Annotated in this window: 24 protein-coding genes and 1 pseudogene; 14 read left to right on the top strand and 11 right to left on the bottom strand. The window is 71.2% G+C overall.

All coding sequences use genetic code 11. The features are described from left to right. Window positions 1-160 precede the first annotated feature (160 nt). Window positions 161-3,526: a S8 family peptidase gene (locus ACIBEI_RS09465; protein WP_398886793.1), complete on the top strand. Its 3,366-nt coding sequence runs from the start codon at window positions 161-163 to the stop codon at window positions 3,524-3,526. Window positions 3,527-3,869: 343 nt separating this feature from the next. Further along, on the top strand, window positions 3,870-4,592 hold the full coding sequence (locus ACIBEI_RS09460; RefSeq protein WP_398886791.1) for a dienelactone hydrolase family protein: 723 nt from the start codon (window positions 3,870-3,872) through the stop codon (window positions 4,590-4,592). Window positions 4,593-4,694: 102 nt separating this feature from the next. Here the strand turns inward: ACIBEI_RS09460 and ACIBEI_RS09455 are convergent, their stop codons facing one another. The 4 genes from ACIBEI_RS09455 to ACIBEI_RS09440 all read right to left on the bottom strand — a co-directional run bounded on the left by ACIBEI_RS09455 (window position 4,695) and on the right by ACIBEI_RS09440 (window position 8,005). Further along, window positions 4,695-5,294 carry a YdcF family protein gene (locus tag ACIBEI_RS09455; protein WP_398886789.1) on the bottom strand — a complete coding sequence of 200 codons (600 nt, stop codon included), beginning with the start codon at window positions 5,292-5,294 and terminating at the stop codon, window positions 4,695-4,697. Window positions 5,295-5,607: 313 nt separating this feature from the next. Continuing rightward, window positions 5,608-6,294 (bottom strand): phosphatase PAP2 family protein, encoded by a 687-nt coding sequence (locus tag ACIBEI_RS09450; RefSeq protein ID WP_398886787.1) that lies wholly within the window; start codon window positions 6,292-6,294, stop codon window positions 5,608-5,610. A 66-nt stretch (window positions 6,295-6,360) separates the two neighbouring features. Continuing rightward, window positions 6,361-7,293, bottom strand: a complete 933-nt coding sequence (locus ACIBEI_RS09445; protein WP_269653380.1) for a M56 family metallopeptidase — start codon at window positions 7,291-7,293, stop codon at window positions 6,361-6,363. Between the two features lie 172 nt (window positions 7,294-7,465). Next, window positions 7,466-8,005: a DUF5134 domain-containing protein gene (locus ACIBEI_RS09440; RefSeq protein WP_398886785.1), complete on the bottom strand. Its 540-nt coding sequence runs from the start codon at window positions 8,003-8,005 to the stop codon at window positions 7,466-7,468. Between the two features lie 152 nt (window positions 8,006-8,157). Between ACIBEI_RS09440 and ACIBEI_RS09435 the strand changes: the two genes are divergently transcribed. Both ACIBEI_RS09435 and ACIBEI_RS09430 read left to right on the top strand, forming a co-directional pair. Next, complete coding sequence (locus tag ACIBEI_RS09435) at window positions 8,158-9,834, top strand: FUSC family protein (RefSeq protein WP_398886783.1); 1,677 nt, start codon at window positions 8,158-8,160, stop codon at window positions 9,832-9,834. Beyond that, window positions 9,831-10,394, top strand: a complete 564-nt coding sequence (locus tag ACIBEI_RS09430) for a MarR family winged helix-turn-helix transcriptional regulator (protein WP_398886781.1) — start codon at window positions 9,831-9,833, stop codon at window positions 10,392-10,394. Before ACIBEI_RS09435 ends, ACIBEI_RS09430 begins: the two co-directional genes overlap by 4 nt. A 71-nt stretch (window positions 10,395-10,465) precedes the next feature. Here the strand turns inward: ACIBEI_RS09430 and ACIBEI_RS09425 are convergent, their stop codons facing one another. After that, the gene (locus ACIBEI_RS09425; protein WP_398886779.1) at window positions 10,466-11,230 is read right to left on the bottom strand and encodes a VOC family protein; all 765 of its coding nucleotides are present in this window, start codon (window positions 11,228-11,230) and stop codon (window positions 10,466-10,468) included. A 196-nt stretch (window positions 11,231-11,426) separates the two neighbouring features. Here ACIBEI_RS09425 and ACIBEI_RS09420 point away from each other — a divergent pair, with 196 nt between their 5' ends. Continuing rightward, window positions 11,427-12,332: an N-acetyltransferase gene (locus tag ACIBEI_RS09420; protein WP_398886777.1), complete on the top strand. Its 906-nt coding sequence runs from the start codon at window positions 11,427-11,429 to the stop codon at window positions 12,330-12,332. A 55-nt stretch (window positions 12,333-12,387) separates the two neighbouring features. Here the strand turns inward: ACIBEI_RS09420 and ACIBEI_RS09415 are convergent. After that, a pseudogene (locus tag ACIBEI_RS09415) lies at window positions 12,388-12,525 on the bottom strand (substrate-binding domain-containing protein); the annotation flags it as partial. Window positions 12,526-12,531: 6 nt separating this feature from the next. Then, window positions 12,532-13,608 (bottom strand): Ppx/GppA family phosphatase, encoded by a 1,077-nt coding sequence (locus ACIBEI_RS09410; RefSeq protein ID WP_398886775.1) that lies wholly within the window; start codon window positions 13,606-13,608, stop codon window positions 12,532-12,534. A 93-nt stretch (window positions 13,609-13,701) separates the two neighbouring features. On the opposite strand from ACIBEI_RS09410, the gene ACIBEI_RS09405 reads away from it, so the two are divergent. Continuing rightward, window positions 13,702-14,064 carry a DUF6479 family protein gene (locus ACIBEI_RS09405; protein WP_398886773.1) on the top strand — a complete coding sequence of 121 codons (363 nt, stop codon included), beginning with the start codon at window positions 13,702-13,704 and terminating at the stop codon, window positions 14,062-14,064. Between the two features lie 84 nt (window positions 14,065-14,148). Here ACIBEI_RS09405 and ACIBEI_RS09400 read toward each other — a convergent pair whose 3' ends face one another. Together ACIBEI_RS09400 and ACIBEI_RS09395 are read right to left on the bottom strand one after the other, a co-directional pair. Continuing rightward, the gene (locus ACIBEI_RS09400; protein ID WP_398886771.1) at window positions 14,149-15,156 is read right to left on the bottom strand and encodes an SMP-30/gluconolactonase/LRE family protein; all 1,008 of its coding nucleotides are present in this window, start codon (window positions 15,154-15,156) and stop codon (window positions 14,149-14,151) included. Window positions 15,157-15,299: 143 nt separating this feature from the next. Beyond that, a complete protein-coding gene (locus tag ACIBEI_RS09395) occupies window positions 15,300-15,542 on the bottom strand; it encodes a Rho termination factor N-terminal domain-containing protein (RefSeq protein ID WP_398886769.1) in 243 nt (80 codons plus the stop codon). Window positions 15,543-15,650: 108 nt separating this feature from the next. Between ACIBEI_RS09395 and ACIBEI_RS09390 the strand changes: the two genes are divergently transcribed. Continuing rightward, window positions 15,651-16,616 carry an LLM class F420-dependent oxidoreductase gene (locus ACIBEI_RS09390; protein WP_398886767.1) on the top strand — a complete coding sequence of 322 codons (966 nt, stop codon included), beginning with the start codon at window positions 15,651-15,653 and terminating at the stop codon, window positions 16,614-16,616. A 55-nt stretch (window positions 16,617-16,671) separates the two neighbouring features. Next, on the top strand, window positions 16,672-17,043 hold the full coding sequence (locus ACIBEI_RS09385; protein WP_398886765.1) for a VOC family protein: 372 nt from the start codon (window positions 16,672-16,674) through the stop codon (window positions 17,041-17,043). A 30-nt stretch (window positions 17,044-17,073) separates the two neighbouring features. On the opposite strand, the gene ACIBEI_RS09380 is transcribed toward ACIBEI_RS09385, so the two are convergent. Further along, on the bottom strand, window positions 17,074-17,460 hold the full coding sequence (locus tag ACIBEI_RS09380; RefSeq protein WP_398886763.1) for a VOC family protein: 387 nt from the start codon (window positions 17,458-17,460) through the stop codon (window positions 17,074-17,076). A 71-nt stretch (window positions 17,461-17,531) separates the two neighbouring features. Here ACIBEI_RS09380 and ACIBEI_RS09375 point away from each other — a divergent pair, with 71 nt between their 5' ends. Further along, complete coding sequence (locus tag ACIBEI_RS09375) at window positions 17,532-18,071, top strand: GNAT family N-acetyltransferase (RefSeq protein ID WP_398886761.1); 540 nt, start codon at window positions 17,532-17,534, stop codon at window positions 18,069-18,071. A 41-nt stretch (window positions 18,072-18,112) separates the two neighbouring features. On the opposite strand, the gene ACIBEI_RS09370 is transcribed toward ACIBEI_RS09375, so the two are convergent. Then, complete coding sequence (locus tag ACIBEI_RS09370) at window positions 18,113-18,796, bottom strand: glycerophosphodiester phosphodiesterase family protein (protein ID WP_189842207.1); 684 nt, start codon at window positions 18,794-18,796, stop codon at window positions 18,113-18,115. Window positions 18,797-19,174: 378 nt separating this feature from the next. Here ACIBEI_RS09370 and ACIBEI_RS09365 point away from each other — a divergent pair, with 378 nt between their 5' ends. From ACIBEI_RS09365 to ACIBEI_RS09345, 5 genes are all read left to right on the top strand, one after another. Further along, complete coding sequence (locus tag ACIBEI_RS09365; RefSeq protein WP_398886759.1) at window positions 19,175-20,572, top strand: DUF6421 family protein; 1,398 nt, start codon at window positions 19,175-19,177, stop codon at window positions 20,570-20,572. A 38-nt stretch (window positions 20,573-20,610) separates the two neighbouring features. Continuing rightward, window positions 20,611-21,366: an SDR family NAD(P)-dependent oxidoreductase gene (locus ACIBEI_RS09360; RefSeq protein WP_398887367.1), complete on the top strand. Its 756-nt coding sequence runs from the start codon at window positions 20,611-20,613 to the stop codon at window positions 21,364-21,366. Beyond that, entirely contained in the window at window positions 21,363-22,433 is a 1,071-nt protein-coding gene (locus ACIBEI_RS09355) for a threonine aldolase family protein (RefSeq protein WP_398887365.1), read from the top strand. The genes ACIBEI_RS09360 and ACIBEI_RS09355 overlap by 4 nt, the downstream gene beginning before the upstream one ends. Window positions 22,434-22,519: 86 nt before the next feature. Then, entirely contained in the window at window positions 22,520-23,131 is a 612-nt protein-coding gene (locus ACIBEI_RS09350; protein WP_398886757.1) for a transglutaminase domain-containing protein, read from the top strand. Between the two features lie 22 nt (window positions 23,132-23,153). After that, window positions 23,154-23,846, top strand: a complete 693-nt coding sequence (locus ACIBEI_RS09345) for a B3/4 domain-containing protein (protein ID WP_398886755.1) — start codon at window positions 23,154-23,156, stop codon at window positions 23,844-23,846. Window positions 23,847-23,852: the final 6 nt, after the last annotated feature.

Genomic DNA, 23,852 nt, shown 5'->3' with positions numbered 1-23,852 from the left:
TTGTGGCCCGCTCGACAACAATGACGGTTCGAAAGGTCACCCACCGGTCGGCCCAGGTGCCCCTCCATCGATTTGCCAGCGCCTCCGAGAACCGAACGCGATCTCTGCGCGTGATACCGGAGAACGCGTTGGCATGCACACGAGGGCGGGGGAAACGCGAGTGGGATTCACAGCACGCGCGAGAACGGCGGCACTGGCCGCCGTGGTGGCCGGAGCGCTGGTCACGGGGGCGGTATCGGCGGGCGGCCAGTCGGCGCAAGCGGTCGGCTCCACCGCGCAGGACGGGACGAAGACCTCGGCGAAGACGAAGACGAAGACGAAGGCGAAGCCGTCGGCGACCGTCACGTTGATCACCGGCGACCGCGTTGACGTCGCCTCCGACGGCCGGGTGGTCCGGCTCAAGCGCGGCAAGGGCCGCGAGGACATCGGCTTCTCGGTGCGGCGCGAGGCCGGCCACACGTACGTCATCCCGCAGGACGCCCTGCGCCCGGTCGCCGACGGCGTGCTCGACCGGCAGCTCTTCGACGTGGCCCAGCTGGTCAAGGACGAGTACGACGACGCGCACCGGACCACACTGCCGCTGATCGTCGGCTACCGGAAGGGCGGCGCCAGAGCCGCCGACCGCGACCCGTTCGCCGGCGTGGCCGTCCGGGAGCGCCGTGCGCTGCCCGCGGTCGACGGCGAGGCCTTCGAGACGCCCAAGTCCGGTGCCCCGGCGCTATGGGCAGCCGTGACGGGCGGCTCTCCGGCCCGTACGTCCCGCGGTACGGCCGCACCCGCGCGGCCCATCACCCATGTCTGGCTGGACGCGAAGGTCCGGGGCTCCCTGGCCGAGAGCGTGCCGCAGATCGGTGCGCCCGCCATGTGGAAGTCGGGCTACACCGGCGAGGGCGTCACGGTGGCGGTCCTGGACTCGGGCGTGGACGAGACCCACCCGGACCTCAGGGACGTCGAGACAGCGCAGAAGAACTTCAGCGATGCTCCCGACGTCAAGGACCGCTACGGGCACGGTACGCACGTGGCCTCCATCATCGCCGGGAGCGGTGCGAAGTCCGGTGGCCGCTACACGGGCGTGGCGCCCGGCGTGAAGCTGCTGGACGGCAAGGTGCTCGACGACGACAACGTGGGAACCGTCTCGGGCATCGTCGCCGGCATGCAGTGGGCCGTCGACCAGGGCGCGAAGATCGTCAACATGAGTCTGGGCGCCCTCGACAGCCCGGGAGTCGACCCCAAGGAGGAGGCCGTCGCCCAGCTCTCCGACAAGGCCCTGTTCGTGGCGGCCGCGGGCAACGCGGGCGACGGGCCCCGCACGATCACGTCGCCCGCCAGCGCCCCCGAGGCGCTCGCCGTCGGCGCCGTGGACAAGGAGGACCGGATCGCCGACTTCTCCAGCCGCGGCCCGAACCTCGACGGTACGCCCAAGCCGGATCTCACCGGCCCCGGCGTGGACATCACCGGCGCCCTGACCACGCAGAGCTCGCTCCCCCCGAGTGAGGACTACGTGTCGAACTCCGGTACGTCCCTGGCCGCCCCGCACGTCACGGGCGCCGCCGCCCTGGTGCTCCAGCAGCACCCGGACTGGAGCGGAGCCCGGCTGAAGGCGCTGCTGACCGGTTCGGCCAAGCCCAACCCGCTGCTGAACGCACACCAGCAGGGCGCGGGCCGGGTGGACCTGGCGCGCGCCGCCACGAACCTGGTCGTCGCCGAGCCCGGCTCCCTGGGCTTCGGCATGCACCCCTGGCCGCACACCGACGACGAGCCGACCGCCAAGACCCTCACCTACCGCAACTACGGCACCCAGGACGTCACCCTGCGGCTGAGTGCCTCCGGGACCGACGCGGCGGGCGATCCGGCCCCGGCCGGCCTGTTCAGCGTCAAGGACGCCCAGCTCACCGTTCCGGCCGGCGGCACCGCGCAGACTATCGTCACCGCCGACACACGCGAGGGCACCGTCGACGGCGTCTTCGGCGGCACCGTGCTGGCGGCCGGCGACGGCCAGGAAGTACGTACCGGTCTCGTGGTCGAGCGTGAGGTGGAGTCGTACGACGTCCCGGTGCGGCACATCGACACCGCCGGGGCGAACCCGGTCACCTACGCGACGACGATCACCCCCGTCGGCGGGCCCGGGGATCGTGTGGAGCTCCCGTACAGCGAGGACGGCACCGTGGTCCAGCGGCTGCCCAAGGGCTCCTACCAGCTGGAGAGCCTGGTCTTCGCCGAGGACAACGAGGTGGGCTTCTTCGTCCAGCCCGTGCTGAACGTCGGCCCGGACACCACGGTCACCCTCGACGGGCGCAAGGCCAAGCCGTTCGCCGTGAAGGCCCCCGATCCGGCCGCGAAGCTCGTCACCTCCATCGTCGGCTACGACGACGAGGCCGCGGGCGTGTCCAACACCTGGTCCAGCAACGGCGTGCCGGCGATGCGCACCGCCGCCCTCGGACCGGACTCCGACACGATGCGGGCCCAGTTCCGCGGGGTGTGGCAGACGCCCGGCGCGGCCGGCAGGGACGTCGACTACCGGCTCGCCTTCAACCGCAAGGGCAGCTTCTTCACGGGCCTGAACCGCACCGTCACCCGGGCCGAGGTCGCCGAGGTGAAGTTCGGCTTCGGCGCCTCCGTCGCCGGGGCGAAGGGCCTGGTCCATCTCACGCCACTGGACGACCGCGGGATCGGCATCATCGCACTGGAACCGGAGGAGCAGAACCTGCCGCAGGCCACCACGCACTACCTCAGCACGGCCGGCGTGGGCTGGTCCTGGAGGGCCGAGCAGCTCGACGCCGGCGGCGAAGTGCGCATCATGTACTGGAAGGACTGGGTGACCTACAAGCCGGGCTCCAGGCACACGCTGAGGTTCAACACCGGTGTGGTCGGCCCCGATCTCGCGGCGGGGGGCCCGGCGGGGCAGGGCGCCGAGCGGACCGGCGACCACATCAGCGCCAGAATCCCGCTGTTCCAGGACGGCAGCGGCAACCCGGGGTCCTCGATCGTCACCGGCGGCTTCGCCCGGCTGGAATCCGGCGGGCGAGTCCTCGTCGAGGGACCGGCCACGGAAGCGCTGGGCTCCGAAGTCCCCGCCGCCTCCGCCACGTACCGCCTGACGGTCGAGGCGAGCCGCTCCGCGGAGGACACCTCCACCAGTACGAAGGTGGCGGGGGTGTGGACGTTCACCTCGGCCCGGCCGACGTCGGACGACACGGTCAAGCTGCCGCTGTCGACGGTGCGGTTCGCGCCGAAGCTGAGCCTGAGCGGGACGGCTCCGGCAGGCGGCACACTCACGGTGCCGCTGAAACTGAGCGGCGCGGCCGCCGCGGCCGGGCAGGTCGCCGCGCTGACCGTGAAGGCCTCCTATGACGGCGGCCGGACCTGGAAGCCGCTCACCGTGACGACGGACGCGAAGGGGGCGCGCTCGGTGAGCGTCGAACACCCGGCGACCGCCAGGGCCGTGTCCTTCCGGGTGGACCTGAAGGACAAGGGCGGCAACACCGTGCGCGAGACGATCACCAACGCCTACCGGCTCGCCCCGTGAAGTGACCGCATGACGGCGACCGTTGACCGGCGCCAGTGAACCCTCCGGCCTGGTCCCGCACCTGCGGGGACCAGGTCGGAGCCGTGTCCGGTTGCCCTGGGCGTGCTACTGGGTCCTGTGTGTACTGGCCCTGTGCAGTGAGGCGGCATCGGGCCGCGGTGTCTCCGCGAAAACCCGTTGGTGGACCACGGCGACCACTGCTACTTTTCCGGAGGCCGTGCGACAGAACGAGGAGGTGGTACCCGTGAACGCAGTTTCGAGATGGGTGCTCCCCTCCGGGGTCACGGTCGGGCGGTAGGTCGTCCGGGAGCGCCGTAAAGCAGCCCTCCCGAAAGGCTCGACCGTGCAATTCACTTCCGAACAGCGCCTCGACGACGGCGTCCTTGAGCGCGAGTTCACCCTCGGCGAGATCCCCGGCACCCTGTGGACGCCTGGATCCGCACCGGCCCCGCTGGTCCTGATGGCCCACAACAACGGCCTGCCCAAGAGCGACTCCCGGCTGGTGGCCCGGGCCCGGTACACCGCGGCGCGCGGCTTTGCGGTGGCCACCATCGACGCCGCAGGATGCGGTGACCGGCCCCGTTCCGCCGCCGACGAGCAGGCCCGTGCCGACCTCCGCCGGGCGATGCAGGCCGGCGAGCAGGTAGACGAGATCTTCGAGTCCTTCATCGGCCCGCTGGTCGAGAAGGCGGTCCCGGACTGGCTGACCACCCTGGACGCCCTCCTTGAGCTGCCCGAGATCGGCGGCCCGGTCGGGTACTCCGGGGGGTGGGCCGCCCTGGGCATCCGGCTGGCGGTGGTCGAGCCGCGCATCGCGGCCGCGGGCTTCTTCGCCGGGGGCTACGTGCCCCGCGCCCAACGCGAGGAGGCCCGGCGGGTCACCATCCCGCTGCTGTTCCTGCTGCAGTGGGACGACCAAGGGAACCCCCGGCAACGAGCTCTGGACCTGTTCGACGCCTTCGGCAGCAAGGAGAAGACGCTGCACGCCAATCCGGGCGGGCACACCGGCACCCCGTGGTTCGAGCTGGAAGACGGGTGCCGGTTCTTGGACCGACACCTGAAGTGAGGCCGGGCCTCCTGGCCGGCAGCAGCCGACAGGCGCTGCCGGCCAGGAGGCCGCTTCGAGGACTGGGTCCCGGCCATGCACGATTGGTGACAGAGACTCCGTCTACGGCGAGATCTTCCGTTCGTCGGCCTTGAGGCCGCGGAGGGTCCAGAGGCCGTACACGGCCAGCAGCGGTTTGACGAACAGCCACTCGCCAGGTCGGTAGTCGTCCGCACGCACCAGTCTCTCCGCGAGATCAGGGCGTTGCCGCCGCAAGTACGCGCGGGCCTTGAGCGCGTGAGCCGGCTGCGAGGCGATCTTGATGTGGTCGGCGTCCTCAAGCAGGGGGATCACGTTCGTGATGTTCTCCCAGGTCGTCGAGCTCTGGTCTTCGAGGAGTACCGTGCCGTCGAACTCGAGCACCGACTTCGCGTAGTCGGCCATCAGTTGGGCCTCCGAAGCGCCACCGCTGGTCGGGCCGCCACTGAAGATCACGCGGGTGCCCTGCGCACTGTCGGCGGTGATGGAGCGAATGCCGGCCCGCACTCGCCATCGGTTGATGACGTTCGCCGTCGCAGCGGGGTTCCGGAAACCCAGCACGACCACGGTCTCGGCAGCGCCCCCGCCGTTGCCCACGAGGGTTCGAGACCAACGCCAGTTCAGCCACTCGCTCCAGGCGATGGCCGCAACCCCGGCCATCGCCAGTCCTGTCCTTCGCCGCATCCGGTGACTCTAGGGCAGTCGGCGCTGCACTTGGTGCCGCTCGGGAAGTCGGCCGACGACGACTCGGCCGCCGTCGTGGCATCGGGTTCCGCCGCCTGCGCCGACCCGGCGGTACCGATGACCGCACCCGCCGCGGTGGTCCCCGAGTACCCAAGTAACGAACGTCTGGAGATGCGGGACAAGTTGCCCCCTCTGCGCGGCTCCGTCGGGTGTCTCCCGAAGCCGTGCTCGATCGTATGCACGGTTCTGGGGCGGGTGGGGGCTGAACAGATTCGTCCGCGAGTGGAGGCCGCAGGACGGGCCCACACCGCTGTCAGCGCAGCTCGGCGGTGCCCTGGAACCTCGTGTACGACGCCACCGCGAGCGCCACCGCCAGCACGCCGAGCAGCCAGCCGCCGAGCACGTCCGACGACCAGTGCACGCCCAGCCAGATACGGGTGAGGCCGACACCGAGGACGGACACGACGGAGAGGGTGAGCGCGATACGCCACAGGACGCGTCCGGCGCCGTACAGGTGCAGGAGCCACAGCAGCAGGCCGCACACGACCGTGGCCGTCATGGCGTGGCCGGAGGGATAGGCCGCGAAGTGGGCGGAGTCCACGGGGTCGGGCCAGACCGGGCGCTTCCGGTCGACCGCCGCCTTGAGTCCCTGCTGGAGCAGTGTGCCGAGCACACATGTGGCCGTCAGCCACAGCGCGAGCCACCATGCCGAGTGGTGCAGCACCAGCCACAGTACGGCGGCGGCGCACAGGGCACGCATCGTCCAGGGGTCCCACACCCAGTCCGTGAGGATGCGGAACGTCTGCGTCGTGTCGGGGTCGTCCACCGCCCAGCGGTGGGTGGTGCGGGCGATGTCGCCGTCGAGGGCGATGAGCGGGTCCCAGGACATCGCGACCAGGACGAGCAACAGTACGGACGGCAGGGCGACAGCCGCCGCGACACGTACGGCGATCCCGGGACCAGGAGCGTGGGGCGGCGAGTCGACGGGTGGGGAGTGCATACACCGATCCTCGCCGACCGGTGGGGTCGAACGCGAACCCGGGGTGTCCTGCGTGCTGCGAGCCGGCTAACCGAGCGCCCGCAGACCCGGTACGAAGGTCACCAGGACCGGGATCACCGGCACCAGCGCGGCGGCCGCCGTGAGCCGCAGCCGACGGGCGGGCGGGAGCCGGTCCGGGGGAGTGAGCAGGCGGTGGACGCGCTGCGGAACATGGGCCTGCGGCGTGGGACAGGGGCCGAACACGCCCCGGTCCTCGTTGAGTTCGACGAGCGCGAGCGCGATCGTCAGTCGGCCGAAGCGTCGCGACGCCATGTCGTCCGCGGCGAGTTCGACCAGCCGGTGCATCTCGTCGCGGAACGCCGCGAACACCGGGACCTGCGGAAAGCCGTTGGCCAGCGCGGCCGAGGAGTGCAGCAGCCAGTCGTGCCTGGCCTGCGCGTGGCCCTGCTCGTGGGCGAGCACCGCGTCCAGCTGCCGTCCCTTGAGGCGGCGCAACGCGGCCGTGGTGATGACGAGTTGGGGCGCCGCCCCCGGCAGCCACCAGGCGTCCGGACGCTCGCCCTCAAGGACGACCAGACGGTCGCTGCCGGGCTCCTCGCCGGGCAACACCGGGGCGCGCACGAGGAGTTCGGCCCGCCGCCGACGGCGACGGGTCCTGGCCCGGGTGATCTCGCGGGCCAGCATCGCGGCGCTCCAGACACCGCCGAGCGCGAGTGCCACCGCGGTCGTCGCGGCCCAGGGACCCCCGGCGAGCGCGTAGCTCTCCACGACGGCATGCGGGGCGGGGGCGAACACATGGCCGCGGACGGCCTGCCAGGCGGCCGCCGCACTGAGCGTCATCGACAGCGCGCAGCACAGCAGAACGGCCATCACCACGCACTGCCACACCCACAGGGCGACCACCGGTTCACGGTCCTGCCAGTCCGTTCGGGCAAGCAGCCGCGGAGCGAGGACGGCGGCCAGGGCGCCGAGCAGCAGCAGTGCCGCGGGGACCATCATGGCTGCAGCCTATGAGCGGGGCGCCACCGGCGGATACGTGCTGTCGCGGCAAGTGACGTACACCACGGTTTCGTAAAGCGGGGCAGGAGCCCGGGAAATGCCCGTTCGGAACGTGAGATGCGCCGGACCGGGATGCGGGCGCCATCGGGCCCGGAACGTGAGAAGTTCCGGTTCAGAGTGTGAGAAGCATGGCCAGCATCCCGATGCCCATCGAGAGGCGGCACGCCCGCGCCAGCTCCAGCCGGTCGCCCCACCCGGCGGCCCGGACACTCGCTCCGGGGCCGCCCCCCGCGACCGCGACCGGCATCAGCCGCGTACCGGTCCACAGCACATACGCGGTGAAGTACGCGAGGAGCACCCCCGTCAGCGCGGGAACCCCGGCGTGCGCCCCGCTCGCCATCACCGCCGCCATGTAGACCATCGCGAACGCGCCCACCAGATGGTGCAGATGGTGGGCGCTGCTCCGCGCGGCCCACAGGGCGCGCAGCGCGGCCGCGCCGAACACCGCCGCGTAGGCGACCCAGGCCCAGCGCGGAGGCGCGAGCGCCGCCGCGGGCACGGCCATCGCGGCCATCCCGAACCCCATCAGCGCCTCACCGCCCGCGGTACGGCGCTGCTCCTCGACCCCGCTGCGCATCCGCAGCAGACAGTAGGCCCCGGTCGCCGCGCACAGCACGACGAGCAGCCAGCCCGGTGACGCAGGACCGTGCACCGCGCACCTCCCCGCTCGACGGTGTCGAACAGTCCGCTCGAAGAGATGCCCGGACCGGGCGGAGCGCAAGCGAGCGCAAGGGTGTACACGGGGGAGCGTGCGGGAGTGCGGCGATATGTTTCACGAGTAAAACACCTGCTAACCTTATCGTCATGAGCAGTGCCCCGCCCAGCCCCACCTCCGCACGCCGACTGCCTCTCGCCGGCGTCCTGCGCGTCGGTCGGCCCTCCGACATCTGGTTCAAGCCCGCCCTGAGCGTGGTCGTCGCGGTCGGCGTGCCGAACCTGACGCTGCTGGCGCTCGGCCGGCTGGACCTCGCGATGTACACGATGGCCGGGTCGCTCTGCGCGCTCTACGCCCACAACCTGCCGTACGCGGCCCGCGCCCGGGCCCTGACCTGGGTTGTGCTCGGCATGCTCGCCTCGGTCGCGGTCGCCCTGGTCACGGCCTCGCTCACGTCCTCCGCCGTGGTCCTCGTCGCCGTCGGCGCGCTGCTCGCGGCCACCCAGAAGGCGCTGTGCGACGCGACGCGCATTGGCCCGCCCGGACCGGTGATCTTCGCCTTCATCAGCTCGGCCGCCCTCTTCACCCCGCAGACGCTCGGCCAGGTCCCCGCCCATCTCGCCTTCGCCGCCGCGGCGGGCACCTGGGCGTGGCTCGTCGGCATGGCCCCCGGCCTCGTACGACCGCATGGTCCGGAGCGCCGGGCCACGGCCCGTGCCCTGAACGCGGCCGCCGCGTACGCCGAGACGACCGCTGCCGCGTACGCAGAGACGTCCGCCACCGCTTCCCCCGGACGCGAGCGCGCCAGGGCCGCCGCGGCCGCCGCCGTGCACGCCGCCTGGCAGTCGCTGCTCGCCGGCGGCGCCCGCTCGGAGCCCCGGCGCGCCCTCGAACGGCTCGTCGTGCGGGCCGAGATCGCGCTCGCCGCACCCGCCGACACGGACTCCGGACGGCTGCGCTCCTGGGCGAGCGACCTGCGCGGAACGGGCCCCGTGCCGCACGTGGAGCTGGCATCGGCGGCCGACGAACTCCTCGGCGTGGAGGCCGAACGGGCCGCGGACAGGCGCCTGTTGGCCGACAGGCTCGGCCCGCTCCTGCCCCTCGCCCTGCGCACCGCGCTCGGCTGCGCCCTCGCCGGCTACGTGTCGCTGGCGCTCGGCGTCGGCCGTCCGTACTGGGCCCTGGTCACCGCCGCCTCGCTCTATCAGGCGAACATCACGCTGACCTGGAGCCGCGGAGTGCAGCGCGTCGTCGGCAACCTCGTCGGCGTACTCCTCTTCGCGGCCGTCGCCCCGCTCGCCCACCTCGGCCCCGCCGCCCTCGTCCTGTGCTGCCTCGCCTTCAACTTCGGCGCGGAGGCCCTGATCAGCCGCAACTACTGGCTCGGCAGCATCTGCGTGACCCCGATGGCGCTGCTGATCACCGAGTTCACGGGCCTTCAGCAGCCCGGCGAGCTGATGACGGACCGGATCGTGGACACGGTCGTCGGCGCGCTGGTGGGCTTCGCCGCCGCGGTGGCGGTGACCAACCGGCGTGCCGGACATCGCATCGAGAACGCCCTCGACACGGTGGAACGCGCCCGCGAGCACACCGCGCGACTGATCGCCGCCGAGCGGCCCGGCCCCGGCGCCCTGGAGGCCGCCCGCCGCCGGCTGGCCACGGCGCTCGTCGAGCTGCGCGCCACGGCCGACGCGGCCGCGGGCGAGTGGTGGCAGCGCGCCGTGCCGGAGGAGCGGGTGCTGCTCGCCGAGCGGACCGGACACCGTACGCTCGCGACTGCGGTAAGACGGCAGGGACTGCACGTTCTGGAGGGCACACGGGCATGACGGCAGCGAACGGGCGGACGGCGGGCGGAGGGGGCGCGGTCCGTGGAGGGGCGGCCGCGGGGGACACCCTTGCCGCGGTGGTACGGCAGTGGCAGACGGTCCACCCCGGCCTCGACACCGGCCCCATGGAGATCATCGGCCGCATCAACCGCTGTGCGGCGCTCCTCCAGCAGGCCGAGGACGCGCCCCTGCGGCACGCCGGACTCACCCGCCCCGAGTTCGACCTCCTCGGCGCCCTGCGCCGCACCGGCCTCGAACTGACCCCCGGCGAGCTGGCCCGCGAGACCTTCTCCTCCGGCGCCGCCGTCACCAAGCGGCTCAAGCAGCTGACCGAGCGAGGCCTGGTCGAGCGCCGGGGCGACACCCGCGACCGACGCGTCGCCCATGTACGCCTCACCGACGCCGGACGTGACCTGGTCGACTCCATCCTGCCCGAGCAGCTCTCGTACGAGACCGCTGTCCTGTCCGGGGTCGACGGCGCCGAGCAGCGGGAACTCGCCGCGCTGCTCGGCGAGTTGCTGGTCCAGCTGGAGGGCCGCCTGCGCACCCCGCGCGGCTGACGCCCGACCCGCAGGCGGCGTCAAGCGGCGGCGTCAAGTCCCGATCGCTTGCGGCTTCCTCCTCCGGCTCCCTAGCCCTCGTCGCCCGCCCTGTAGATGCCGAACACCGCACCCTGCGGGTCCCGGAGCACCGCGATGCGCGGGCCCTCGGGGACCGACGTGGGTTCCATGAGGACGCCGCCGTCCGCCTGCGTACTCGCCTCGGCCGTGGCCTCGACGTCCTCGACGGCGAAGTACGGCAGCCAGTGCGAGGGCACCTCGTGCGGGAACTTGTCGCCCATCTCCACCATGCCGCCGAAATCGGAGCCGTCGATGCCCCACTGCGTGTAGTGCTCCGAGGCGTTGACGGTCCAGCCGAACACCGTCGTGTAGAAGGCCGTGACCAGGCCGGGGGTACGTGTCATCAGCTCGACCCAGCCGAGCGCGCCGGGGGCGTTGAACAGCCCGGCACCGGCGAACGAGCGCGCCTGCCAGAGCTGGAACACCGCGCCGCCCGGGTCGGCCACCACCGCGAAACGCCCCAGGTCGAACACGTCCATCGGCTCCAGTACGACCGCGCCGCCCGCGTCCCGTACCGCCCGCACGGTCGCATCCACGTCGGGCACCGCGAACGACACGTTCCAGGCGACCGGCTGCGACTCCTGGAACAGCGGGGTCAGCGCGGCGACCGACGCGTCGCCGAGGTACGCGAGCGTGTAGCCGCCCGCCTCCGCGCGCGGATCCGTCTCCGGGCGCCAGCCGAAGACATCGGCGTAGAACCGCTTGGCCGCCTCCAGGTCACTGGTCCCCAGCTCGGTCCAGCAGGGCCCGCCGGGCACCGGCTTGTCCAGTTTCATGGCCGACCTTCCTTCCGACTTCCGGCGTGAGCAGGTCAGGAGCGCGAAGGGCTCCTCCTCGCACGCTAGTCCCGGCCACGTGCCCCGGCGAGCCGACGGAAAACCACATGGCGGGACCACTCGGTGAGGCGTACTCTCGCCCGCGTACCGCACCTCATGGCGGCCTCCTCGTGTACATCGATCCGGAGGTCTCCGCATGCCCGCGCTCACGGTGCGTCCCTTCCACCGCGACGACCGCGACCAGCTCACCGAACTCGTCAACGCGCATGTCGCCGCTGTCGTCCCCGGTGTCTCCGTCTCCGTGAACACCGTGCTCAGCGCCTTGACACGGCAGCCGGACGAGTTCATCACCGACCCATGGGTGGCCGAGCGGATCACGTTCGTCGCCGAGCAGCGCCGGTACGTGGTGGCCGGCGCGCATCTCCTGCGCTACCGCGCCGACACCGAGGTCGGCGAGAGCTTCCGGGACTCCGGCGCGATCGACTGGTTCGTCTGCCATCCGCCCGCCTCCTTCTGGCCGGACTCCGACCAGGCCTCCGATCTGCTGATGGCGGCCTGTCTGGCCCAGCTGGCCCGCTGGAACGTCCGCCTCCGATACGCCGACGGATCCCTGCCCGCACCCGTCGTGTACGGCCTGCCACGGCCCTGGCCGCACATCCGTGCCGCCTACGAACGGGCCGGGTTCCGGCACACGGGCGACACCGAGGTCATCCTGATCGCCGACGTGGCCGATCTGCCATCCCTCGCGCCCCTGCCGGGAGTCTCCGTCGACCGCACGCTCGGCGAGTGCGGCACCCGCTTCACGGCCCACGCCGACGGGCGCGTACTGGGCTTCATCGAGGTCGACACGTCCCTGGACCGTCCCGAACGTCACGCACGCAGCGGCGGCCTCGCCGACATCGGCAACCTCCACATCGAGCACCCGGTGGACGGCCTGGTGAACTGGCTGCTCGCCCAGGCCGCCCGCTGGCTGCGGCTCTCAGGAGTGCGACGGCTCTTCGCGTACGAGGCCTCCGGCGCCGTGGAGTCGATCGGGCGCCTGACCGGCGCCGGGTTCCATGAGCTGACCCGGACGGACCGAGGGTGGGAGCACCTCCCGTAGAGCACCCCCACCCACCGCCGAGCCGTCCGGCCGGCACCCGTGCCGTGCTCGACCTCACGACCGGTTCGGTGGCCAACTCCACCCGGGGCGAGTCGAGTTCCTCACCTCGGGTGAGCTTGAGGACCGTACGGACCGCGAGTTCGCCCATCTCGGCGAGGGGCCGGCGGACCGTGGTGAGCGGGGGAGCCGGCACTCGTCATCAGGTGAACCTCCCTGATGGGGAGGGGAGTTGAGCGGATGACGCGGGGGCGGGCACCGTGCCGCTCATGTCCACTCCTCCGACTGGGCGGAGCATCCGCGGCGGTGCGGTCTCCTGATCGCGGAGGCTGGGGGCCGTTCCGTCCCACCAGTCGGCGTTGCCGTCCTCGATACAGCGCAGCAGGACCCCTTCGCGCAGTGCCCAGGGGCAGAGGGTCATCTCGTCGATGCCCATCAGCTTCATCGTGGTGTGCGCGACGATCGCCCCGGCGAGGGACTGACCGGCCCGCGCGGGCGAGATGCCCGGCAACAGGGCACGATCGGCGGCCGGCAGCACCGCCAGTCGCTCGACGGCCACGCGGAGGTCGGTACGGGTGATGCCGCGCGGGGTGAAGGGCCCCGACCGGCCCGGGGCCGCGCCGCACAGCCGGCCCAGCTGCTGGAGCGTGCGCGAGGTGGCGACCGTCGTACGAGGTGCCTCCCAGCGGATGCGGGCCGCGACGTCACGCAGTTGGTGGCGTACATGCCGGCGCAACAGCTTGGCCCGGCGAAGCGACGGCGGGTCCTGGCCGCGGAAGAACTCGCGGGTCAGCCGACTGGCCCCCAGCGGAAGCGAGATCGCGAAGTCCGGCAGCTTGCTCCGGCCGAACGCCACCTCCAGCGTGCCGCCCCCGATGTCCAGCATGGCCAGCGGCCCCGCGCGCCAGCCCATCCAGCGCCGCGCCGCCAGGAAGGTCAGCTCCGCCTCGACCTCGCCCGGCAGCACATGCAGCGGCACTCCCGCCTCCGCGGCGACCCGCTCCAGGATCTCGGGGCGGTTCGGGGCGTCCCGCACGATCGCCGTGGCGAAGGCGAAAGGCTGGGCCACCCCCCATCGCCTGCCTTCCACCCGGGCCTCCGCCACCGCCTCCACCAGACGGTTCACCTGTTCCTCCGGCAGATGACCACCCCGCTCGACATGGTCGGAGAGCCTCAGCCGACGCTTGGCCGTGTGCACGGGGAGCGGAACGGCTCCATCCGTCTCCGCGATGACGAGTCTTACCGTGTTCGAGCCGACGTCCAGTACACCCATACGCATCCCCTCCCCGTACCCTCGGCGACCCTCGGCACACCGCCGCGGGAACACCGGCGAGGCTCTGTTTGAGCTGTTATAGGCGGGTACTATGCCTTTATGGACACCTTCGGTAGGGAGATAGCCATTCCCCACGAAGTCGTGGCCGGTTCGGCACCCTTCGTGGTGGGGCTTCTGATCACGGCGATGCTGGTCGTCGCGGTGTGGTGGGGGATGCGGGTGCGTGCCCGGGAACCCGGTCCGCCCCGTCCCGAGGACCACCCCCATCTGCCCGAGACGGGCGCGGTCCACGAGATCAGCGAGATGCGCGAGCCCGACGAGATGCCGCACAACGGCAGGGTCCTCACCCCGCACGAGCTGCACGGCAACGTCTCCTCGCGCCGCGCCAAGGACCAGACGCGACCGATCTGGGGCCGCAACAGCAGCGGCGGCTTCGGCAGTGGCGGGCTCGGCCACCACTGAGGGGTTCGGCCACCGTTGAGGGGCTCCGGCACGGGGGTGTATCGGCCCTGAGACGCCAGGTTCCGTTCCAGCGCCCTCACGCCCTCACGCCCTCCCGGGCAGTTCGCACGCGACGATCCCCTTCTCCAGCAGGCTGCCCAGGATCAGCATGCCGTCGTGCTCGCAGACGCTGGTCACCATTCGGTAGCCGGCCCTGCGGCGACTGAGGTCGTGGCGGACGCGGCCTCCCGGGCCGATGCCCAGCACGTGGGCGACGGGGCGAGGCCGGATCGGCAGCGGCCGGGCCGCACGCCAGGCCGCCCGTCGTACGCTCTCGGGTGCCCGGCGCAGCCAGTCGAGGGGCCGCTGCCGGGGGCCCGCCAGGGCGACCCACATCGTGCCGTCCGTGCCGCGGGAGAGGTTGTCCGGGAATCCGGGGAGGTTCTCGACCAGGGTGTCGCGCCGGCCGGTCCGCGGGCCGGACAGCCACAGCCGGGTGAGGCGGAACGCGCCGGTCTCCGCCACGGCGACCCAGGACTCGTCCTCGGCCAGCAGGACTCCCTTCGCGAAGTCCAGGTCGTCCAGCAGGACTTCGGGCTCGCCACCGCCGGGCGGGAGCCGCAGCAGCCGTCCCGTCGCCGTCCGCTCCATCAGCTCGCCGAGCCACTCCTGAAGCCCGAAACGCCTGCTGGAGGCCGTGAAGTACACCGTGCCGTCCGCCGCCGCGGCCGCGTTGCCGCAGAACCGCAACGGCTGCCCCGCCACACGGTCGACCAGAACTTCGATCCTCTCCCCGGACCCGGCCCGCGCCCCGGGGTCGCCCTCCGGCGTGACCCGCAGCAGCCCGCGCTCCGCGTCGCACACCAACAGCCGCCCGTCCGGCAGGACTTCGAGCCCCAGCGGTCGCCCTCCGGTCCGGGCGATCTGTTCCACACGGACGGGACCGCGCGGCCGGACGCGGAGGATGCGGCCGTCGGCCACGCCCGTGATCACGCGGCCTTCACGGTCGACGACGACATCCTCGGGACCCGTGCCACCGAGGGGGATCGGACGAAGGGGCGGCAGGACGCCGGGCCCCGCGGTGCGTGCTGTCACGGAGAGTCGCGGTGTCATGAGGAGCGTTCTGCCCGTATGAGGCGCCACAACTCCTCGGTGCGTCCGTGCGCCCTCGTGCATCGGCCCAGCGGACCAGGGGGTCACGCGCTCGCCGCCGGTCTCGCCAGAGCCTCCTCAGGGGTGGTTCGGTCGTTCGGCCGTCAGCGGTTTCGCAAAGCCTTGATCAGCTCGTCCTTCGACATCGACGAGCGGCCCTCGACACCGACCTTCTTCGCCTGCTCGTACAGATCCTGCTTCGACCGGTCCTCGTACGAGCCGCTCCTGCCGCCCTTGCGCGAGGCGGACTTCGGACTGTTGGCGATCCGAGCCGCCTTCTCCTTGCCCGCGCCCTCGCGGCGCAGCGCCTGATAGGTGTTCTCGTCCTTGATCTGCGGCCTGGGCATGGATTCCCTTCCTCCACTTGTCCGGGGATTGCACCATCGCGGGACGACCACTCGTGGCGCCGCCCCGCGGGCACGTTTCGGGTACCCCCGACCGGCCACTCGGAACACATGACGCACATCGGATACACGATGATGACCGAGCAGGCCGGCCCCCGTGACCTCGTACAACACGTGGTGGCCGCCGAACAGGCCGGATTCGACTTCTCCGTCACGTCCGACCACTACTTCCCCTGGCTGGAGGAGCAGGGGCACGCCCCGTACGCGTGGAGCGTCCTCGGCGCCGCGGCACAGGCCACCTCCACGATCCCTCTCATGACGTACGTGACCTGTCCGACGACCCGCTACCACCCCGCGGTCGTCGCCCAGAAGGCCGCCACCACGCAACTGCTCGCCGAGGGCCGCTTCCGGCTCGGACTCGGTTCCGGCGAGAACCTCAACGAACACGTGGTGGGCGGCGGCTGGCCGGCCGCCCACGTGCGCCTGGAGATGCTGGAAGAGGCCGTGGAGATCATCCGCGCGCTCTTCGACGGCGAGAACGTCAACCACCACGGCCCGCACTTCGACGTGGAGAACGCCCGGCTCTTCGACCTGCCGGACGAGCCGATCCCGATCGGCATCGCCGTCTCGGGCGAACGCTCCAGCGCCCTCGCCGGCCGGCTGGCCGACCTGGTGATCGCCACCGAGCCGAAGGCCGAACTTGTCGACTCCTTCGAACGGCACGGCGGCAGCGGCAAGCCCAAGGTGGGCCAACTGCCCGTCTGCTACGACCCCGACAGGGACGCCGCGGTCCGACGGGCCCACGAACAGTTCCGCTGGTCGCTCGGCGGCTGGCCGGTCAACTCCGAACTGCCCGGCCCGACGGGCTTCGACACGGCCACCCGGCACGTCCGGCCCGAGGACGTCGCGGAGACGATCCCGTGCGGCGACGACGTCGACACCTTCGTGGAGGCCGTACGCCCCTACGTCACCGCCGGCTTCACCGAGATCGCCCTGGTCCAGGTCGGCGGCGACCACCAACTCCCCTTCCTGGACTGGGCCGAGAAGAAACTGCTGCCCGCACTGAAGGACCTCTGACGAGCCTCTGAAGTCCCCCGAAGGGGCCTCTGGACGAACGACCGAAGGGACGATCATGGCCATCGCCACGTACACCCTCGTAGCACTGGACTGCCCGGACCCACCGGCCCTCGCGGAGTTCTACGCGGGCGTGCTCGGCGGTGAGGTCAAGCAGTACAACGACGACTGGTACGACCTCCACGCCCCCGGCGGACACCGCATCTCCTTCCAGCGGGTCCCGGACCACCGGCCGCCGGACTGGCCACGCGCCGACGAGAACTCCCAGCAACTGCACCTGGACTTCACCGTGCCGGACATCGACGCGGCCGAGCCCCAGGTGCTGGCCCTCGGCGCCACCCCGCTCGACCTGGACGACAAGGACGGCAGCCGCAGGTTCCGCGTGTACGCGGACCCGGTCGGCCACCCGTTCTGCCTGTGCTGGGACTGACGCCCAGGGGTGTCCGCGCAGAGCCTCCGCTCAGGGCCGGTACCGCAGCGGATGGTCCGCCGGTACCTCCACCACCACGATCTCCGTGCCGTCCGGATCCGCGAGCCACATCTCGATCAGACCCCACGGCTCCTTCACCGGCGGCCGGCGCACCTCGACGCCCGCGGCCACGAGTTCCTCGTGCGCCGCTGTGGCGTCCGCGACCTGGAGCCACAACTTGACGGCGGGGGAGGGGGGTTCCTCGGAGCGGCCCGCGACCTCCAGGAAGCCGCCGCCGAGGAAGTAGACCGTGCCGCGCTCGGGACCCGTACCGAACTCCCGGTAGACGGGCAGGCCCAGCTGCTCGCCGTAGAAGGCGCGGGACCGGTCGGGATCGGAGGGGCGGAGCAAGGTCCGGCTGCTCAGTACATGCACCATGCGTCCGGAGCCTAGTAGGAGCGTTACGCTCAGCGGTGCCCGAGCCGCGCCCGAGATCGGAGAACCGCTCCATGGACACCGCCGCCACCGGACTGACGTTCCGCGACGCCACCGACGCCGACGTGGACGCCCTCGTCGTGCTGATCGAGTCGGCCTACCGGGGAGACTCCAGCCGCACGGGGTGGACCACTGAAGCGGACATCCTGGAGGGCCAGCGGACCGACCCGGAGGGCGTGCGGGCGGTCATCAAGTCTCCCGACAGCCGCCTGCTGACCGTCGAGCGCGACGGCACGGTGGTCGCCTGCTGTCAGCTCGAACATCGCGGTGACCACGCCTACTTCGGCATGTTCGCGGTCAGCCCCACGCTCCAGGGCGCCGGCCTCGGCAAGGTGATCATCGCCGAGGCGGAGCGGTTCGCCCGCGAGACCTGGGCAGTCAAGGAGATGCACATGACCGTGATCTCCGTACGCGACGACCTCATCGCCTGGTACGAGCGGCGCGGCTACCGCCGTACGGGAGAGATGACTCCTTTCCCGTACGGCGACGAGCGGTTCGGCATCCCGCAGCGCGACGACCTGCGCTTCGAGCTCCTGGTGAAGCCGCTCGCTTGATCAGGCCGCTCGCATAATCGTTCCGCCGCGCGGTCCGGCCGTTACGCCGTGAAGCGGCCGGTGCGCTTGATCTCCGGATAGTCGGTGGTCGCGCCGTCCAGCTCCAGGGCGCGTACGAGGCGCAGATGGTCCTGGGTGTTCACGACCCAGCCGATGATCCGCAGGTCCGCCTTGCGAGCGCGCTCGACGACCTCCAGGGTCAGACGGCGGATGTTCAGGACGAGACTCGTGGCGCCGACCGCGGTGGCCCGCTCGACGACATCGATGCCATAGCGGCTGGCGACCAGCGCCGTGCGGACGCCGGGGACGAGCCGTGCGATCTCGGCGATGGCCTCGTCGTGGAACGACAGGACCTCGACCCTGCCGACCAGATCGCGCCGGTTCATGACCTCCGCCAGCGCCCGGGCGGCGGCCACGTCCTTGATCTCGGCCTGCAGCGGGGCCGTGACGGCGTCCAGGACCTCCTCGAAGACCGGGATGCGCTCGCCGCGGCCCGCGTCGAGCACCCGCAGCTCGGCGAGGGTCTTCTCGGCGATCGGGCCCGACCCGTCGGTCGTACGGTCCACGTCGGCGTCGTGCATGACGACGAGCGCGCCGTCCTTGCTCAGGTGCAGATCGAGTTCGATCAGGTCCAGGCCGGCCTGCTGGGCGGCGATGAAGGAGCGGAGGGTGTTCTCGGGCTCGACACCCATGATTCCGCGGTGCCCGATGGTGAGAAAGTTCAAGGCTGACTCCGCTTCCGTCGACGGCGGCTCGGCTGCCACGTGCTGCGGTCCCGTGCCCACGCGGCAAGGCCGCAGCCTAATGGCCCGGCCCGGCGTTGAACCCGCTCCGGCAGCGGGGAATGAGGCCTTCCAGCGGCGAGAACAGGCCGCGCCGGGCCCCTCCCGCCTCACTCCTGCGTGGGCGAGTCCCGGGCGGGTTGACCGAACTCCGGCGGCTACCCAGCAATCGGCGGAAGTATTCGTCCTCGTGACGTCCGACAGGAAAAAGAGCGGTGAAGGTGGAGGAAGGCAGGATAATCTCCCGAGTCTCCACTTGTGGCGGAGAACCCTGCACGCATACGGTGTCCATACGCGAGGTTCTCCCGTGGAGGATGGGTCATGACGGAAATTCTTGTGCAGGTGGGTACGGAGGAGCAGGCTCCTCCCCGGGACAGGGTGGTGGAGCACCCGGCCTGGCCCGTGCTCAAGGATGCCGTGGAGCGGATCCGGCCATGGCAGTCCAAGGACGGTTCGGTCGACTTCGACGCGGAGGGCGCCCCGGATCAGGCCGACGCGGGTCTCGCCGTGCGCCGTGTCATCGACGCGGTCGAGGAGCTCTCCCCGCTCCTTCCGCACGACGCCGCCTACCACGAGGCGCTGGTCAAGGACCTGCACCGCTGGGCCGAGGATGGCTTCCAGGTCCCCGACTTCCTCGACTCCCTGCTGGCCTTCCAGCCCGCCGCGCACCGCGAGGACGGGCTCCAGCACCTGGTCGTCTTCCCGATGTACACGCAGAACGGCAATCCGAACCGCAACTTCGAAGCGGTCGTCCTGCGCATGGTCTGGCCGGACTGGCTGGCCGATCTTGAGCGCACCCGCTACGACAACCCGCTGTTCTGCGGCATCACCTTCGAGGACTTCACGGCCGGATACGACACCAACTCGGCCGTCCTCTTCCCGGAGACCATCGCCGTGCGCGAGGCGCCGGAACGATTCTCCTGGGGCGGCATCTTCTGCGACCGCGAGGCAGCACGCTTCCGCAAGGTCACCGAGGCCGCCGTCGACACGCTGGGCCTCGAACTGCCCGACGACATCCGCGAGATGGTCGGCGACCAGGCGCGCTGCGAGCAGGCCTTCGTCCTGTGGGACATGGTCCACGACCGCACCCACAGCCACGGCGACCTGCCCTTCGACCCCTTCATGATCAAGCAGCGCCAGCCGTTCTGGATGTACGGCCTGGAGGAGCTGCGCTGCGACCTCACCGCCTTCAAGGAGGCCGTGAAGCTGGAGGCCGACGGCTTCCCGCAGGGCCGTGACGTGCAGTACGCGGTGCTGTTCGACCGCATGTTCCGCTTCCCCGTGACCGGCGACCGCGTCCGCAACTACGACGGGCTCGGCGGCCAGCTGCTCTTCGCCTACCTGCACAAGCACGACGTCGTCCGCTGGACCGACAACAAGCTGCACATCGACTGGCAGCGCGCCCCGCAGGTCACCAACGAGCTGTGCGCCGAGATCGAGAAGCTGTACCGCGACGGCATCGACCGTCCGAAGCTGGTCCACTGGTTCGCCGCGTACGACCTGGTCTCCCAGTACCTCGCCCCGCACCCGGGCTCCCGCTGGGCCAAGGGTCCGGACGCCCTCGATCTGAACCAGCCGCCGCGAAAGCTCGTGGACGACGTGCTTCCGGACGAGTTTCCCCTGAGCATGTTCTATGAGGCCCTTTCCAAGAAGCTGAAGAACGTGATCGCCTCCACCAAGGGCATCACGGCGGAGAGTGCCGAGCGGGTGGCCGCGTGAGCGACCGCGCCAACATCACTGCTCAGGAGGCGAAGATCATGGGGAATGGGGCTCTCAGCGGTGCGGTGATCGCGGTGGCCGGCGCGGGCGGGCCCGCGGGCCGGGCGGCTCTTCTGCGGCTTGCCGAGGCGGGTGCGACCGTCGTCGGCTCGGACAACGATCCCGAGCGGCTCGCGGAGGCGGTGGACGCGGCCCGGTACGCGCACGGTGGCTCCACGGTCGTCGGCGACACGGTCGACCTGCTCGACCTGCAGTCCAGCCACGACTGGGCCGCCCGCATCGAGAAGGACTTCGGGCGGGTGGACGGCCTGGTCCATCTCGTGGGCGGCTGGCGCGGCAGCGAGACCTTCACCAGGACCAGCCTCGACGACTGGGACTTCCTGGAGATGCTCCTGATCCGCACCGTGCAGCACACCTCCCTCGCCTTCCACGAGGCGCTGCAGCGCAGCGACCGCGGCCGGTACGTCCTGATCAGCGCCGCGGGTGCGAGCAAGCCCACCGCGGGCAACGCCGCCTACTCCGCCGCCAAGGCCGCGGCCGAGGCGTGGACGCTGGCCATGGCCGACTTCTTCCGCAAGGCCGGGGTCTCCGGGGGCGCGGACGGGCCGACGTCCGCGGCTGCCATCCTGGTCGTGAAGGCGTTGGTGCACGACGCGATGCGCGCCGAGCGCCCGAACGCGAAGTTCGCGGGCTTCACGGACGTCAAGGAGCTGGCCGAGGCCATCACCGGCGTCTGGGAGCGGCCCGCCTCCGAAGTGAACGGAAAGCGTCTGTGGCTGACCGAGAAGCGGTGAACCCTCCGAAGACCGACGCCCGCCGTCGTCACGACCCGGAGATCCGCGGATTCGCCAGTGACAACTACGCGGGGGCCCATCCCGAGGTGCTCGCCGCCCTGGCCCTGGCCAACGGCGGGCACCAGATCGCGTACGGCGAGGACGACTACACCGATCACCTCCAGCAGGTGATCCGGGGACACTTCGGCGCGAGTGCCGAGGCGTTCCCCGTCTTCAACGGCACCGGCGCGAACGTCGTGGCGCTCCAGGCGCTCACGGACCGCTGGGGCGCGGTGATCTGCGCGGAGAGCGCGCACATCAACGTCGACGAGGGCGGCGCCCCCGAGCGCATGGGCGGACTCAAGCTGCTCACGGTGCCCACGCCCGACGGCAAGCTGACCCCCGAGCTGATCGACCGGCAGGCGTACGGCTGGGACGACGAGCACCGCGCGATGCCGCAGGTCGTGTCGATCACCCAGAACACCGAACTGGGCACCGTCTACACGCCCGATGAGGTCCGCGCGATCTGCGAGCACGCCCACGCGCACGGCATGAAGGTGCACCTCGACGGCGCCCGGATAGCCAACGCGGCCGCCTCCCTGAACGTCCCGATGCGGGCGTTCACCAACGCGGTCGGCGTGGACGTCCTCTCCTTCGGCGGCACGAAGAACGGCGCGCTGTTCGGCGAGGCCGTCGTCGTCCTCAACCGGGACGCCGTCAGCCACATGAAGCACCTGCGCAAGCTGTCGATGCAGCTCGCCTCCAAGATGCGCTTCGTCTCGGTGCAGTTGGAGGCGCTGCTTGCCAAGGACCTGTGGCTGCGCAACGCCCGCCACGCGAACGAGATGGCCCAGCGCCTCGCCGAGGGCGTGCGCGCGGTGCACGGCGTCGAGATCCTCCACCCCGTCCAGGCCAACGCCGTCTTCGCGCGGCTGCCCCACGACGTGAGCGAGCGCCTGCAGAAGCGCTACCGCTTCTACTTCTGGGACGAGGCCGCGGGCGACGTCCGCTGGATGTGCGCCTTCGACACGACCGAGGACGACGTCGACGGGTTCGTGGCGGCGCTCAAGGAGGAAATGGCCCGCTAGCGACCCAACATAGCGGCGTGCATAGATATGCGGTCGCCCGAAAAGTCATTGACTATCGGGTGATCGCATTCCTATGCTCTGCGGGCATGGAGCTGATCCAGAACACCCCTGACCTGTCCGCATACTTGGTCGCTGACGACGTGATCGACCATCACCATCCACGCGTACGGGAGACGGCCGCACGTCTCGCCGAGGGGGTGGTGGACTCGTATGGCTATGCACGCGCCGCGTACGAGTTCGTGCGCGACACCGTCCCGCATTCCCAGGACGCGGGCGACCCGCGCGTCACCTGGCGTGCCTCCGACGTCCTGGAACTGCGCACCGGCATCTGCCACGCCAAGGCGCACGCGCTCGCCGCGCTCCTGCGAGCCGAGGACATCCCCACCGCCTTCTGCTACCAGTCGCTTCTCCATGACGACGATGGCGGCGATGGTGACGGAAGTGGGCATGTCGTGCACGGTCTGGTCGCCGTGCGGTTCAACGGGGCCTGGCACCGGCAGGACTGCCGCGGCAACAAGCCCGGTGTGGACGCCCAGTTCTCGCTCGACGGCGAACGGCTGGCCTTCGCCGTCGATCCGCAGTCCAATGAGGTGGACTGCCCAGTACTGTACGCTGAACCTCATCCGGTCGTCCTGAGCGCCCTCAAGGCGGCCCCCGACCGGCCGCACCTGTGGAAGACCCTCCCCACCGCACTCTGAGGCAAGGCAGACAAGGCAGAAGATGACCCTCCCGCTCACCGTGTCCGACGAGGTGCGCGCACTCGCGCCCGGTTTCACGCACCTCACCATCGAGGCGTACGGACTCGTCAACGGGCCCAGTACGGACGGCACCTCGGAACTCCTCGACGACGCTGCCCGCCGGCTCGCCGCCCGCCTCGACCGGCGCGCCCCGTACGAGGACCCGCACATGGCAGCGTGGCGCGAGGTCTACACGGCGTTCGGCTCCAAGCCCTCGCGTACGCGCAACTCGGCGGAGGCGCTGGCGAAAAGGGCCCTCTCGGACGCCGGGCTGCCCAGGATCAACGTGCTGGTCGACCTCTACAACGCGATCAGCGTCGCCCATCTGATCCCGGTCGGCGGGGAGGACCTCGACCGCGTCCAGGGCGGGATGCGTCTCGTGCGCGCCACGGGCGACGAGGACTTCGTGACCGTCGCGGCGGGGGAGGAGGCCGTCGAGCACCCCGACGCCGGCGAGGTGGTGTGGTGCGACGAGAGGGGCGTCACCTGCCGCCGCTGGAACTGGCGCCAGGGCCCGCGCACCCGCCTCACCGAGGAGTCGACCTCGGCGGTCTTCCTCCTGGAGAGCCTCACACCGATGCCGGTGACCGACGTCGAGACCGCGGGAGCCGAACTCGCCGAACTGCTGGAGAAGTTCAGCCCGGGGGCGCGGATCACCGTCCACGAGCCGCGGTAGCGGCCC

It is taken from the genome of Streptomyces sp. NPDC050988 (assembly GCF_044456225.1).
Classification (GTDB): Bacteria; Actinomycetota; Actinomycetes; order Streptomycetales; family Streptomycetaceae; genus Streptomyces.
Note: the sequence above shows the minus strand (reverse complement) of the source record. Positions and strands in the feature narration are given on the sequence as shown.